The 13467-nt window shown below is 63.0% G+C and carries 13 protein-coding genes; 7 read left to right on the top strand and 6 right to left on the bottom strand.

Annotated features, from left to right (window positions below; genetic code table 11):
- The first annotated feature begins 78 nt into the window (after positions 1–78).
- Entirely contained in the window at positions 79–2220 is a 2142-nt protein-coding gene (locus AC0J5Z_RS08390) for a phosphocholine-specific phospholipase C (protein WP_475038671.1), read from the top strand.
- Positions 2221–2302: 82 nt separating this feature from the next.
- On the opposite strand, the gene AC0J5Z_RS08385 is transcribed toward AC0J5Z_RS08390, so the two are convergent.
- From AC0J5Z_RS08385 to AC0J5Z_RS08375, 3 genes are read right to left on the bottom strand one after another with little or no spacing between them, the layout of a single operon-like run.
- Complete coding sequence (locus AC0J5Z_RS08385; RefSeq protein WP_475038670.1) at positions 2303–3466, bottom strand: cystathionine gamma-synthase; 1164 nt, start codon at positions 3464–3466, stop codon at positions 2303–2305.
- A gap of 41 nt (positions 3467–3507) precedes the next feature.
- Entirely contained in the window at positions 3508–4893 is a 1386-nt protein-coding gene (locus AC0J5Z_RS08380; protein ID WP_475038669.1) for a cystathionine beta-synthase, read from the bottom strand.
- A gap of 50 nt (positions 4894–4943) precedes the next feature.
- Complete coding sequence (locus AC0J5Z_RS08375) at positions 4944–5336, bottom strand: VOC family protein (RefSeq protein WP_475038668.1); 393 nt, start codon at positions 5334–5336, stop codon at positions 4944–4946.
- Between the two features lie 142 nt (positions 5337–5478).
- On the opposite strand from AC0J5Z_RS08375, the gene AC0J5Z_RS08370 reads away from it, so the two are divergent.
- The 3 genes from AC0J5Z_RS08370 to AC0J5Z_RS08360 all read left to right on the top strand — a co-directional run bounded on the left by AC0J5Z_RS08370 (position 5479) and on the right by AC0J5Z_RS08360 (position 8334).
- Positions 5479–6450, top strand: coding sequence for a DNA-3-methyladenine glycosylase family protein (locus AC0J5Z_RS08370; protein ID WP_475038667.1), 972 nt, complete (start codon positions 5479–5481; stop codon positions 6448–6450).
- Between the two features lie 103 nt (positions 6451–6553).
- Positions 6554–7522: an ATP-binding cassette domain-containing protein gene (locus AC0J5Z_RS08365; RefSeq protein ID WP_475038666.1), complete on the top strand. Its 969-nt coding sequence runs from the start codon at positions 6554–6556 to the stop codon at positions 7520–7522.
- A complete protein-coding gene (locus tag AC0J5Z_RS08360) occupies positions 7522–8334 on the top strand; it encodes an ABC transporter permease (RefSeq protein ID WP_475038665.1) in 813 nt (270 codons plus the stop codon). The genes AC0J5Z_RS08365 and AC0J5Z_RS08360 overlap by 1 nt, the downstream gene beginning before the upstream one ends.
- 4 nt (positions 8335–8338) lie before the next feature.
- Here AC0J5Z_RS08360 and AC0J5Z_RS08355 read toward each other — a convergent pair whose 3' ends face one another.
- Positions 8339–10015, bottom strand: coding sequence for an AMP-binding protein (locus AC0J5Z_RS08355; protein WP_475038664.1), 1677 nt, complete (start codon positions 10013–10015; stop codon positions 8339–8341).
- Between the two features lie 83 nt (positions 10016–10098).
- On the opposite strand from AC0J5Z_RS08355, the gene AC0J5Z_RS08350 reads away from it, so the two are divergent.
- Positions 10099–10377 (top strand): putative quinol monooxygenase, encoded by a 279-nt coding sequence (locus AC0J5Z_RS08350; protein WP_214818818.1) that lies wholly within the window; start codon positions 10099–10101, stop codon positions 10375–10377.
- 132 nt (positions 10378–10509) lie between these two features.
- Here the strand turns inward: AC0J5Z_RS08350 and AC0J5Z_RS08345 are convergent, their stop codons facing one another.
- Positions 10510–10887, bottom strand: a complete 378-nt coding sequence (locus AC0J5Z_RS08345; RefSeq protein WP_475038663.1) for a thioredoxin family protein — start codon at positions 10885–10887, stop codon at positions 10510–10512.
- Between the two features lie 146 nt (positions 10888–11033).
- Between AC0J5Z_RS08345 and AC0J5Z_RS08340 the strand changes: the two genes are divergently transcribed.
- Both AC0J5Z_RS08340 and AC0J5Z_RS08335 read left to right on the top strand, forming a co-directional pair.
- On the top strand, positions 11034–12032 hold the full coding sequence (locus AC0J5Z_RS08340) for an ABC transporter ATP-binding protein (protein WP_475038662.1): 999 nt from the start codon (positions 11034–11036) through the stop codon (positions 12030–12032).
- Complete coding sequence (locus tag AC0J5Z_RS08335) at positions 12025–12825, top strand: ABC transporter permease subunit (RefSeq protein WP_475038661.1); 801 nt, start codon at positions 12025–12027, stop codon at positions 12823–12825. The genes AC0J5Z_RS08340 and AC0J5Z_RS08335 overlap by 8 nt, the downstream gene beginning before the upstream one ends.
- Here AC0J5Z_RS08335 and AC0J5Z_RS08330 read toward each other — a convergent pair.
- Positions 12822–13367 (bottom strand): acyl-CoA thioesterase, encoded by a 546-nt coding sequence (locus tag AC0J5Z_RS08330; protein WP_475038660.1) that lies wholly within the window; start codon positions 13365–13367, stop codon positions 12822–12824. The genes AC0J5Z_RS08335 and AC0J5Z_RS08330 overlap by 4 nt on opposite strands.
- Between the last annotated feature and the right edge of the window lie 100 nt (positions 13368–13467).

The following is a 13467-nucleotide window of genomic DNA, read 5'->3' as shown; positions in this document are numbered from 1 at the left end:
TTGCCGGAGTTTCATGAGCGGTTCACCCTCTATGCGTACGCTTGCCGAGTCGAATCCGACCACGAAAGGCACCCCCTCATGTCCTCGAAAACCCCTGATATGGTGAATCGTTCAACCGAAGGAACCGGCGGTCTTTCCCGTCGTGGCTTCCTCGGCACGGCGGCTGCGGCGACGGCGCTTGCGGCCGCAGGCTCCCTGCTGCCTCCGTCAGTGCAGGCTGCGATGGCCAGGCCGGTCCCGCCGGGAAGCCTGCAGTCCATCAAGCACGTGATTGTCCTGATGCAGGAGAACCGATCTTTCGATCACTACTTCGGCTCGCTACGTGGCGTCCGGGGATACAGCGACAAGTCCGTGACCCGCTTGCCCAATGGCAAGTCAATGTTCGAGCAGCCCCGCGCCACCGGGGAGACAGTCCTGCCGTTCTCACTTCGCAAGGCAGCTGAACTCGCTGGCAGGCCCGGCACCGACATCCAGTACTTGGGCGACCTGGACCATTCCTTCAACGGCACCACGACCGCGTGGAACAACGGCTGGTGTGACAAATGGATTCCCGCGAAGAGCGCCTCCACCATGACGTTCTACGAGCGCCAGGACATCCCGCTGCAGTACGAGCTCGCGGACACCTTCACCATCTGCGATGCCTACCACTGCTCCGTCAACGGCTCCACCAACCCCAACCGCAACTACCTTTGGAGCGGCACCACGGGCAACGAGCCCGGCAGCACCAAGCGCGCCGTGACCAACGCGGCCTACGGTTACGATCACGGCGGATACGACTGGACCACCTATCCGGAGCGCCTGGAGAACTCCGGGGTGTCATGGAAGATCTACCAGGACTGGGACAACTTCACCGACAACGCCGTGGAGTACTTCCAAACGTTCAAGGCGATCGGCCGCAAAATGCTGGCATCCGTGGAGGGAAACCTCCGCACCACCGAAGAGTTCTACGACCACCTCGCCGGGAAGTCCGCAGCCGAGCAGGACCGCCTCCTCGCCCAACTCGAGCAGGGCCGCGCCACCCTCACTGGTGCCGAGAGGTCCCTGTTCGACAAAGCCATGTGGCGCGGGCGCCCCGACACCCTCCTGGAACGCCTCGGCACAGACATCACCGGCGGCACCCTCCCGAAGGTCAGCTGGCTGGTGCCGTCCGCTGCCGACTCCGAACACCCTGGCGCTTCCACGCCGGTAGGCAGTGCGAATTTCGTCTACCGCCTCCTGGACACTGTGGCCAGCAACCCAGACACCTGGGACAGCACCGCCATCTTCCTGAACTTCGACGAGAACGATGGCTACTTCGACCATGTACCGCCGCCCGTCCAGCCGCGACCAGCCGGAGGCGAGTCCACCGACTGGACCACGGCACGACCCATCGGCCTGGGACCTCGAGTGCCCATGACCGTTGTTTCACCGTGGACCGTGGGCGGTTACGTCAGCTCCGAAGTCTTCGACCACACATCGGTGCTCCGCTTCCTGGAGCGCTGGACCGGCGTAGAGGAGCCGAACATCTCCCCTTGGCGCCGCGAAGTCTGCGGTGACCTGACGGGCGTCTTCAATTTCGCTTCGCCCGGCACGCCTCCAAGTCTTGAGCACCCCGACGCTGTTCCCGCCAAGATCAGCCGCTGGCGCCCGAATCCCCCGGCCGTCCAGGTAGCTCCCATCCAGGAAGCCGGAACCCGCCCGGCCCGCCCGCTCCCCTACCGGCCGCAGGTTTCGGCCACGGTACAACCCGGCAAGATCGCCCTGACATTAGCGAACAGTGGCACCAGCTCCACCCACTTCACCGTGTACGGCTATGCGGGCGAAGTCACCGAACCCCGGCACGTCGACGTGCTCGGCAAGCAGAACGTGGACCTCCCAGTCGCGTCCGGCACCTTCGACGTCGTCGTCACCGGACCCAACCGGTACCAGTACGAACTGGTAGGCACGACGGCGGGCGCGGCGTCCGGCGTCGACGTCACTGTCAACGGTCGCCGTGGCAAGCGCGACGTTGAATTGGAGCTGCGCAACAACGGCACCGCCACGGTGAACCTGGCGGTGAAGTCCCTGCAGTACGCCGACGGGTCCGAAACCGTGAAACTCAAGCCTGGCCACACGAAGAAAATCGGCTGGGAAACCCTCAAGGGCTGGTACGACCTGGAAATCACCTCTGCCGAAGACACCACCTTCCGCCGACGCCTGACAGGCCGTGAAGAAGACGGCCGCGAGGGAATCTCCGGCTAGCTGGACCAACAAGAAATCCGGCTCTTGTTCGTCACACCTGCCGTAAAGGTGAGGAGTGCGAACAAGAGCCGGATTGGTGGGCCTAGCTGATCTTGGCGAAGGCCTGCTCAAGGTCTGCGATCAGGTCCTCAGCTTCTTCGATGCCGCAGGAGAGACGCAGGAGGTTGACCGGGACAGCCAGCTCGGTTCCCTTCACGGAAGCGTGGGTCATCTCCGAGGGGTAGTTCATGAGTGACTCGATGCCGCCCAGGGATTCCGCGAGCGTGAATACCGAAGTGGATTCGGCAACCGTGCGGGCAGCCGCTTCGCCACCCTTGAACTGCACGGACACCATGCCGCCGAACTTCTTCATCTGCTTGGCAGCGAGATCGTGTCCGGGGTGGTCCGGGAGGCCCGGGTAGAGCACGGCTTCAACCTCCGGACGCTGCAGCAGCCATTCGGCCACAGCCTGGCCGTTCTCGCTGTGGCGGTCCATGCGAACGCCCAGGGTCTTCAAGCCCCGGGTGGTCAGGAAGGCATCCATCGGGCCGGAAACAGCACCCACGGCGAACTGGATGAATCCGATCTTCTCGGCAAGCTCAGAGTCCTTGACCACAATGGCACCGCCCACAACGTCGGAGTGTCCGCCGATGTACTTGGTGGTGGAGTGGACCACTACATCGGCGCCCAGGGCGAGGGGGGTCTGCAAGTAGGGAGACGCGAAAGTGTTGTCCACCACCAGGAGGGCCCCGGCGTCGTGCGCTACAGCGGCGAGTGCTTCGATGTCGGTGATCTTCATCATCGGGTTGGACGGCGTCTCCACCCACACGATGCGTGTCTTGTTGGCCGCAACAGCCGCGGCAACGGCGTCGAGGTCGGACATGTCCACAGGTGTGTTGCCGATGCCCCAGTCACCCAGGACGCGGTTGATCAGGCGGTAGGTGCCACCGTAGGCGTCGTTGCCCAGCACGATGTGGTCTCCCGGCCGGGCGATCGCGCGAATCAGGGAGTCCTCGGCTGCGAGGCCGGAACCGAAGGAGAACGCAGCGGTGCCACCTTCAAGCGCCGCAAGCTGCTCCTGCAGCGCGTCACGCGTCGGGTTGCCGCCTCGGCCGTATTCGTATCCTGAGCGCAGGTTTCCGATGCCATCCTGGGCGTATGTGGAGCTGAAGTGCAACGGGGGCACCACAGCACCGGTCACCGGCTCGAAGGCCTGTCCGGCATGGACGGCGCGCGTGTTGAACCCGGCATTGTTGGTGGCAGACATGGAAGCTCCTCTGGGTTTGAAGGGTTGGATCAGGGTGGCGCCTAGTTGCTCAGGTACGCCAGAAGGTCGTGGCGCGTCAGGATACCTACCGGGGCGCCGACGAAAGTCACCATCACGGTATCGACGTCGGACAGCAGCTCACGCGCGGCGGAAATGGTTTCCAGCGAGCCAATCACGGGGAGCCGTTCCCCCATGTGTTCGGAGATCTTGTCCGTCAGCTTCGCTTCCCCACGGAACAGCTTGCTGGTGAGGCTGCGCTCGTCCACGGCTCCCATGACCTCGCCCATGACCACCGGTGGCTCCTGTGAGAGCACCGGGATGTGGGAGACGCCGAACTCGTTCATGATATTGATGACATCGCGAACGGTCTCGTTCGGGTGGATGTGGACCAAGTCCGGCATCTCGCCGGTCTTGGACTTCAGCACCTCGCCCACGGAAGCTTCTTCGCCGCCGGACAAGAAGCCGTAGGAACGCATCCACTGGTCGTTGAAGATCTTGGCCAGGTATCCGCGACCGGAGTCCGGAAGGATCACCACCACCACGGCGGACTCGTCCAGGTCCTTGGCTGCCTGAAGTGCCGCGACCACGGCCATGCCGGAGGATCCGCCCACCAGGAGGCCCTCCTCGCGGGCAAGGCGGCGGGTCATGGAGAAGGAGTCGGCATCTGAAACGGCAATGACATCGTCGGGCACGGCAGGATCGTAGTTGCCTGGCCACATGTCCTCGCCGACGCCCTCGACGAAATAGGGCCGGCCGGTTCCGCCCGAGTAGACCGAACCTTCCGGGTCGGCGCCGATGACCTTGACCGGGCCGCCGTCGGACTCTGCCCGGTCAGCAGAGACCTGCTTGAGGAAACGACCCGTGCCGGTGATGGTTCCGCCGGTTCCGGCTCCGATAACCACGTGCGTGACCCGGCCGTCCGTGTCCTCCCAGATTTCCGGGCCCGTGGACTCGAAGTGACTGCCTGGGGCGGCGGGGTTGGAGAACTGGTCCGGCTTGAAGGCGCCCGGGATCTCCTTGACCAGGCGGTCGGAGACGCCGTAGTAGCTCTGCGGGCTGTCAGGCGCGACGGCGGTGGGCGTCACCACAACCTCGGCGCCATACGCCTGAAGCACGGCGCGCTTGTCCTCGCCCACCTTGTCCGGCACCACGAAAACGCACTTGTAGCCCTTTTGCTGGGCAACGAGCGCCAGTCCTACTCCGGTGTTGCCCGACGTCGGCTCAACGATGGTTCCGCCCGGCTTGAGGCGGCCGTCCTTTTCCGCATCTTCGATCATCTTCACGGCGATCCGGTCCTTGATGGATCCGCCGGGATTGATGTATTCGAGCTTCACGAGGACGGTGGCTTTGATCCCCTCCGTGACGTGATTGAGCTTGATGAGCGGCGTATTGCCGATGAGGTCCAACACGGACTGGGCGTACTTCATAGGTACAAAGTTACCGCTTGGTCGCTATGGGGATTGACCTGGCCCCTTCGTTAGGTCCCTGCGGAGGTGTCGTTCTGCCAAACGCCCAAAACGTTGCCCTCGGTGTCCTTGAAGTAGGCGTACCAGCCCATGGTGGGTACGGCATCCTTGGCCTGGATCACGCTGCCGCCTGCAGACTCGATCTGTCCCAGCGCGGCGTCAATATCCTCCACATCGATGGTGAGGACAGGGGTCTTCAGTGCGTCCGTCCGTGGAAACAGGGCACCGTTGATGGCTCCAGGTTCCTTGGGCGTGCCGGTTTGCTCGTCGGAAGGTGCGGTAAGGGCGATGGTGTAATCCATCCCCTGCATGGGGCTCAGGTTCCAGCCAAACGCCCTCTCGTAGAAAGTGTTGGCTCTGTCTGTGTTGTCCGTCGGAATCTCGAAATGCACTATGGCGGCCATGATTCGTGCTCCTTGTTCCTGGGAATGTTTCTGGGATATGGCGCGGCCCACCCACGCCACATCACGGAGTCTAGCCCCGGGAGGCTCCTGCCGTAAGGGATTCCGTCAGCAGATTGTCAGCCCGGCGTGGGACCATAAAAACATGACCATCGCAGACGCCCCGCCCGTTGTTGCGGCCGCGGCAGATGCGGCCGTCCGGTGGCGTCCGGGCGGTTCCTTCCGCCTGGACCAGACCATGTTTCCGCTCATGCGCGGCAACGCTGATCCGTCCTTCGCAGCGCATTCCAACGGATTGTGGATGGCGTTCACTGCTCCCTCCGGTCCAGCCACTCTGCGCCTTTCGGGAGGAGGACTGGGGGTCGAATCCTTCGTGGACGCCCAAGCATGGGGACCCGGAGCGGAGGACGCCGTGGCCGGCGTGCCCAGGCTGTTGGGCGCCGAGGACAATTGGTCGGCTTTTGACGAGCCCGCTTTCCACGCAACGCTGCCGCGGCTCGTCACAGAATCACGACGCCGGAACCTGGCTCTGCGGCTGCCCTCCACGGGGCGGGTGGTTGATTCCCTGGTGCCCACTATTTTGGAGCAAAAAGTCACCACCCTGGAGGCCAGGCGCGGCTACCGGTATCTGATGTACCGCTACGGAACGCCCGCACCTGGCAAGGCTCCTGCTGGCCTCCTCGTCCCTCCCACTGCCCGGCAGTGGCTGGCCATCCCTTCTTGGGAGTGGCACAAGGCCGGGGTTGGACCACAGCGATCGGCCACTGTCATGCGTGCGCTGCAATCCGCCGTCGCGCTTGAAAGGCTGGCGGAGCTGAACTCAACGCAGGCCGGTGCCAAGCTGCAGACCATTCCGGGCATCGGCATCTGGACGGCAGCCGAAGTGGTCCAACGCACCCACGGCTGCCCGGATTCGATTTCCGTGGGCGACTACCATCTGGCGGCCTACGTGGGCTACGCCCTGAAAGGTGAAAAGACCGATGACGCCGGCATGATCGAACTGCTCGAACCGTGGCGCGGACAAAGGCAGCGACTGGTGCGGATGCTGTACTTGAGCGGTTTCCGCAAACCCACTTTCGGGCCGCGGATGACGGTCCAGGACCACCGCGGCCACTAAGTTTTGATTGCGGACGGGAGCTGTCCGCAGGAGCGTGGACGGCCTTCATCCACAGGTATAGCGTGGCGCCTAGGAGCCATCACCTGCCATCCCTGGAGTGACCGTGATCCACACCAACAAGCTCACCAAGACCTTCACCGTGAAGAAGGAAACCGTCGAGGCCGTGAAGGGCGTAGACATCGACGTCGCCTCCGGCGAACTTGTCGCCTTCCTTGGCCCGAACGGCGCCGGCAAGTCCACAACCCTGCGGATGCTCACCACCCTGTTGAAACCCACATCCGGGTCGGCCACGGTGGCGGGCGTTGATGTGGCCAAGGACCCGGCGGGGGTGCGCGCCCGGATCGGCTACATAGGCCAAGGCAATGGCGGCGGGCATAGCTACCGCGTGATCGACGAACTGATCATGCAGGGCCGTTTCTACGGAATGAACACCACAGATGCGAAAGCCCGCGCCGAGACACTAATGGCCTCTTTGGACCTCAGCGACCTCGCCAAGCGCACAGTCATCAAGCTCTCCGGCGGGCAACGCCGGCGCATGGACGTGGCACTAGGGTTGATGCACTCCCCTGGCTTGCTGTTCCTCGATGAGCCCTCCACCGGCATGGATCCCCAGAACCGCGCCAACCTCTGGGAGCACATCATGAGGATGCGCGAGGAGCACGGGACCACCATCGTGCTGACCACGCATTACATGGATGAGGCTGATTCCATGTCCGAGCGCGTGATCGTCATTGACCACGGAACCATCATTGCCGACGACACCGCCTCGCGGCTGAAGGCCAACCTCGCCGGCGATCTGTTGGCCGTGGAGGTTGCCGCCAGTTCGGCGTCCGAGGTGCGTGGCCTGCTCGGCCGGGCAGCCGCGGAGGGCGACCTGGAGGAAAACGCTTACGACGGCGTGGTCCGCTTCCGGCTTCGGCTGGCACAGGGTGCCCAATTGGCGCCGGGACTGCTGAAGGAAATGCACGACGCCGGCGCTCCCGCCCAGTCGCTCGAACTGAAACCGCCAACACTGGACGATGTTTTCCTGGAATTGACTGGCCGCAGCCTGCGGGAAGGAGCTGAAGTCTGATGATTGAACAAGCCGTTGCCCCTGGTCTGTCTCTGCAAAAGCGCGGATCGCGGAGCGTCGTAACTGACACCTGGTTCGTGTTCTGGCGCGAGATGCTGCTGCCATTGCGGGATCCGTTCTCGCTGATCTTCTCCCTCATCCAACCGCTGGTGTTCCTGGGCCTGTTCGGGCCCCTGCTGGGATCGGCCGTGGGTGCTCCGGCCTTCGGTGGACAGTCCACGCTGCAATGGTTCCTTCCCGGAGTGGTGGTGATGATCGCGCTGTTCGGCACCTCCATGACCGGCTCAAATCTGCAGTACGAGCTCATGACCGGTTCCTATGAACGTATTTTGGCCACGCCGCTCTCGCGGTCCTCGCTCATGATTGGCCGGGCGTTGAAGGAGTGGGCGCCCCTGGTGTTGCAAGGCTTGCTGATCTCCGTGGTCTGCATACCTTTCGGTTTCGCCTTCTATCCTCTGCACGTGGTGTTGGGGTTGGTTATTCTGGGCATCTTCGGCATCGGGCTGGGCGCATTGTCCTATGCACTCGCCCTGGTCTCGCAGAACAAGGAATGGATCTTCTGGGGCGTGCAGCAAACCCTGCTGTTCCCGCTGATGATCCTGTCCGGCATCATGTTGCCCATCGAGGCCGGACCGGGGTGGATGAAGGTGGCGAGCCTGTTCAATCCCCTGACCTACCTGGTCAACGCCGAACGCGAGTTGTTTGCCGGACGCATTGGCATGGACACGATGTGGGGTCTCGTGGCCGCCGTGGTGACGGCCGCCGTCGGGCTTGTAGTGGGAATCCGGACGATCAGCCGGAATACCAACTGACTACCTACAGGTGCAGCCGGGACACCGCCTCCTGGCGCATGTCCACCTTCCGAACCTTGCCCGAGACCGTCATGGGGAAGCTCTCCCGAACGTCTACATAACGGGGAATCTTGTAATGGGCCAGTTTCCCGCGGCAGTATTCGGCCAGACCTTCGGCCGTCAGCGCCGCCGCCCCGGGTTTGAGGATGATGCAGGCCATGAGCTCTTCTCCGTACTTCTCGTCGGGAACCCCAATGACCTGCACATCCTGGATGGACGGGTGGAGATACAGGAATTCCTCGATCTCGCGCGGGTAGATATTCTCCCCGCCGCGGATCACCATGTCCTTGATCCGGCCCTCTATCACCAGGTACCCGTCCTGGTCCATGCGGGCGAGGTCGCCGGTGTGCATCCAGCCCTCAGAGTCGATTGACTCCGCGGTTTTGTCCGGCTGGCCCCAGTAGCCCTGCATCACCGAGTAACCTCGTGTGCAGAGCTCACCGATGACGCCGCGCTCCACCACTTCACCCGATCCCGGATCGACAATGCGGCTCTCAAGGTGCGGCATGGTCCTGCCCACGGTGCTGGTGCGCTGCTCCAAGGTGTCCCCCGCGCGGGTCATGGTGGACACGGGCGAGGTCTCGGTCATGCCGTAGCAAATCGCCACATCCACCATGTGCATCTCATCGATGACACGTCGCATGACCTCGATGGGACACAAGGAGCCGGCCATGACTCCGGTTCGCAGCGTGGAGAGATCGTAGGACTTGAAATCCTCCAGCGCGAGCTCGGCAATGAACATGGTGGGCACGCCGTATAGGGACGTCCCGCCGAAGTCCTGCACGGCCTCCAACGCCGCCGAGGGATTGAAACCGCGGCCCGGAATGATGGTTGCCGCCCCAAAGCTCAGCGCATTCAAATTCCCGATCACCATGCCGAAGCAGTGGTAGAACGGCACGGGGATCACCACACGATCGTGCTCGGTGTAGTTCAGGAGCCGACCGATCGAGTGCCCGTTGTTGAGGATGTTGTGGTGCGTCAAGGTAGCGCCCTTGGGGAACCCCGTGGTGCCGGAGGTGTATTGCAAGTTGATGGGGTCGTGTGGGTCAAGGTCGGCCATGCGATCCCGAAGTGCTGAAAGCCCGACGCCGTCTGCCCGGGTCAGGAGTTCACCGTAGGTGAGTTCGTGGTTGGTTTCCGGGACGCCCACAGTGAGTCCCAGTTCCGGCTCTCCCGGGAGGAAGACGATCTCCCGGAGGTCGGGACAGTTGCGGGCCGCATCCCTGGCCATGCCCACGTAGTCACTGTGCTTGTCCGACGGCGCTGCCACCAGCATTCGCATGCCATTCTGCTTCACTACGAACTCCAGCTCATGGCTCCGGTAGGCCGGGTTCACGTTGACCAGCACCGCACCGATCTTGGCTGTGGCGTACTGAAGAATGGTCCACTCCGCGCAGTTGGGACTCCAGATGCCGATCCGCTCGCCCTTCACCACGCCTATGGCGAGCAGGGCGCGGGCGAGGCGATCGACGTCGTCGTTCAGCTTTTGGTAGCTCCAGCGGCGGGCGTCACCGCCCGGCACCACAGCCGCTTCGATAAGCGCGTCCCGCAGGGGAAACTGGGCCGCGATGCGCTCAAAATTTGCGCCAATGGTCTCTTCGAGCAGCGGGACGTCAGTGTCTCCGGAAGTGTCGGACAACATGACGGAACGCTACCAAGGGACTGCGCGCAACAGAACCGTAACCGCCTCCAGCGGCGCCGTGTCCTGCCGGTAGGGTTGGAGCCATGAGTGAACCAATTGACCTGCAGGCCACGTTCATCCCCAACGAAGGCGAGTTCTTCCGCGTGAAGCTCGCTCTGGAAATCGCAATCGACGAGGTCGTCAACGAACCCGGCTGCATCCGCTACGAACTGACCGAAGCCACCGAGGAAAAGCTCGTCCTCACTGAGCGCTGGGAATCCGAGGAACTCCTCGAGAAGCACTCAAAAGGCATCGCCGTCCAGGACCTGAACGAGTCCCTCAGCGCACTGCTCGCCGAACCGGCCAAGCTCGAACGACTCTAGGCTCTCCCCGCTTCAGTCCGGCGAAATCGCTGCAAGACCGCCAGAACACCTTAAACGCATTGAGATCGCCGGAATTTTCCGGCGATCTCAATGCGTTCCGGCGCCCTCGATGCTTCGAGCCGCCGCTTAGTCTTAGTTTTCCTGAGCCTCGGCACGCGCCTTGGCAACGTGGGCGTGAACCTCTTCCATGTCCAGGCCCTTCACGGCTTCGATGACCTGCTCAAGCTGCGGGCCGTTGAGGGCTCCCGGCTGCGAGAAGACGAGGACCTTTTCGCGGAAGGCCATAAGCGTGGGGATGGACGTGATCCCGGCTTCTGCGGCAAGTTGCTGCTCGGCTTCGGTGTCCACCTTCGCGAATACGACGTCGGCGTGCTTCTCCGAAGCTGCACCGTACGTGGGCGCGAACTGGCGGCAAGGGCCGCACCAGGCAGCCCAGAAATCCACCAGGACAATGTCGTTATCCTCGATGGTCGATGCGAACTGTTCTCCAGTGATGTCAACTGTAGCCATGCTTCCACGGTACGCGACCCCGCTCCCTAAGTCCCGTGGAGGGGCTGTCTGTTCGCTTCCCGCGTCACCGGGAATAAACGCGGACCCTTGATGCAGCCCAAGAGGGTATCTAGCCTTTGTTCCATGCCGTCCAAGGAGCATGCCCTATGACCCAGGCAATCGTCGTCGAGGGGTTGCGCAAGAAGTTCGGACATCGGGAAGTCCTGCACGGACTCGATTTCGCGGTGGAACCCGGAACAGTGTTCGGCGTCATTGGACCGAACGGGGCGGGCAAGACCACCACCATGCGGTGCCTGCTGGACATCATCCGGCCCAGCGCCGGTTCCATCTCCGTGCTGGGACAGGATCCGCGGCAGGCGGGCACGGCCCTTCGCCGAAGGATCGGCTACCTTCCCGGTGAGCTGCATCTGGAGAACCGCACCACGGGCCGCCGCATGCTGGAACACTTCGCGACCATCAGTGGCCCGGTGAATCCCCAGTACGTCAAGGAGCTCGCGCAGCGTCTGGATCTTGATCTGGACCGCCAGACCCGGAAGCTCTCCAAGGGAAACAAACAGAAGGTTGGACTGCTTCAGGCCTTCATGCACAAGCCCGAGCTCCTGGTTCTGGACGAACCTACCAGCGGCTTGGATCCCCTGGTGCAGCAGGTTTTCCATGCGATGGTTCGCGAGGCCGTGGATGATGGCGTCACGGTGTTTCTCAGCTCGCACGTCCTCAGCGAAGTTCAGCAAGCCGCCGACGCCGTCGCTATCCTCCGGGACGGCGAAATTGCCACCGTTTCAACCGTTGAGGCGCTCAGGACTGCAGCGGTCCGGCAGCTTCGATTCAACTGTACCGGGACGGAACCGCACGACGTCGGGGCGCTGCTGGGCAGGGTGCCCGGCGTCGCCAACGTGGCGATGAGGGAGCTCGCGGCCGACGGCCATGCTGCCGGAACAATTGAGGCCACAGCGACGCTCTCCGGCCACGTTCAGCCCTTGGTCCAGGCGCTGGCCAGGTTGAACCTGACGGATCTGGTCATCGAAGAACCAGACCTCGAGGAAGCCGTATTGACGCTCTACACAGGGCAGACGCCCGAGAATGACCAGTCCGCCGGGAATGGCAGCACAACCGGCCGCCACGCGGAAGGAGCGCACCGTGCCTAGGGTTCTTCCCTTATTCACCAAGGCCCTGACGGATTCGTGGCGTTCAACGCTGGCGTGGGCACTCGGGCTGACGGCGGCGTGCATGCTTTACCTGCCGCTCTATCCCTCGATCGGAGGCAGCGCGCAAATGCAGGACCTGATCAATGCGCTTCCCCCTGAAATGACCAAAGCCCTGAACTACGATCAAATCGCTTCCGGACCTGGCTACACCCAAGCCACCATGTTCGGGCTGATCGGATTCCTGCTGATGTCCATGGCCTCCATCGGCTGGGGCGCCGCGGCTGTGGGTGGCGACGAGGAATCCGGCCTGCTTGAACTGACGCTCGCGCACAGTGTGACCCGTGTGCAGGTAGTCCTTGAGCGAGCCCTGGCAATCCTGGTTCGTATCGCGTTGCTTTCCGTCCTCGTGTTCCTGCTGGTGCTGGGACTGAACCGGCCCGCACAACTAAGCATCGACGTCGGGCATCTCGCCGGGGCAGTATTGCTGTTTGCAGCGTTGGCGCTGCTCAGCGGGACAGCTGCGCTCTGCGCCGGAGCGCTGAGCGGCCGGAAGGTATACGGGATCGCGGCGGGCGCCGCCGTGGCTGTTCTCGGGTATGTGTTTAACGCAGTGGGACGGCAAAGTCCCGACGTCGGGTGGCTGCTGAACCTCTCGCCCTACCACTGGGCGTACGGCAACTCCCCGGTGGCCAACGGTGCTGACTGGGGAGCTGCCGCGGGACTGTACGGTATCTCGGCAGTCCTGATCGTGCTCGGGGCAGTGGCGCTGCAGCGACGCGACGTAGGGGTTTAGCTCCAGACGTGCGGTGCGGGGCGACGGGCGCCGGGTAGAGCATTGTTTTCTCGCCACTCGTGGATCCACTCCGGCAGCTCAAGGTCAGCGGGAGGCGCTCCGAACTCCGCAATGATTTCTTCCTGCGTCACTGGCTGGCCCTTATTTACCAAGCGGGTGGCGATGTGTGCCCGTGCATAGATTTCATCGTCCACCACCATGCGCTGCTCAAAGTAGATGGCCTTGGTGTCCAGCCCGATGATGCGGGTTTCGATGGTGTATTGCTGCCAGAGTTGCAGCGACTTGCGGAAGGCGATGGTCTCGCCGGCTGCCACCGGACTCCACCCCCGTTTCCGCATCCGGCTCCAGATGCCGCTGCGAACCATAAGGTCGAACCGGCCAAGATCCATGAGTGAGAAATACATGCCGTTGTTGACGTGCATGGCGATGTCTATGTCTGTGGGCAGAACCCGCAAGGGCAGCGATGACTCTTCCCAGACGCCCAACTTTGAGCGCTTGGATGAGGTGAACAGCAGCATGAGGGTGCGAAGAAGCAGATGCATGGCTCAATGTTACCCGCCGGTAACTTTGAGGGGAATATGCGGCCCGCATCGTGGACCTGGCTCTTAGTGCAAAGCCCGTTTATGTCCAACGATTGCACTA

Source organism: Paenarthrobacter sp. TRD_SC_7, assembly GCF_056156245.1.
The sequence above is the reverse complement of the archived record's forward strand: the minus strand, read 5'-3'. Positions and strand labels throughout refer to the sequence as shown.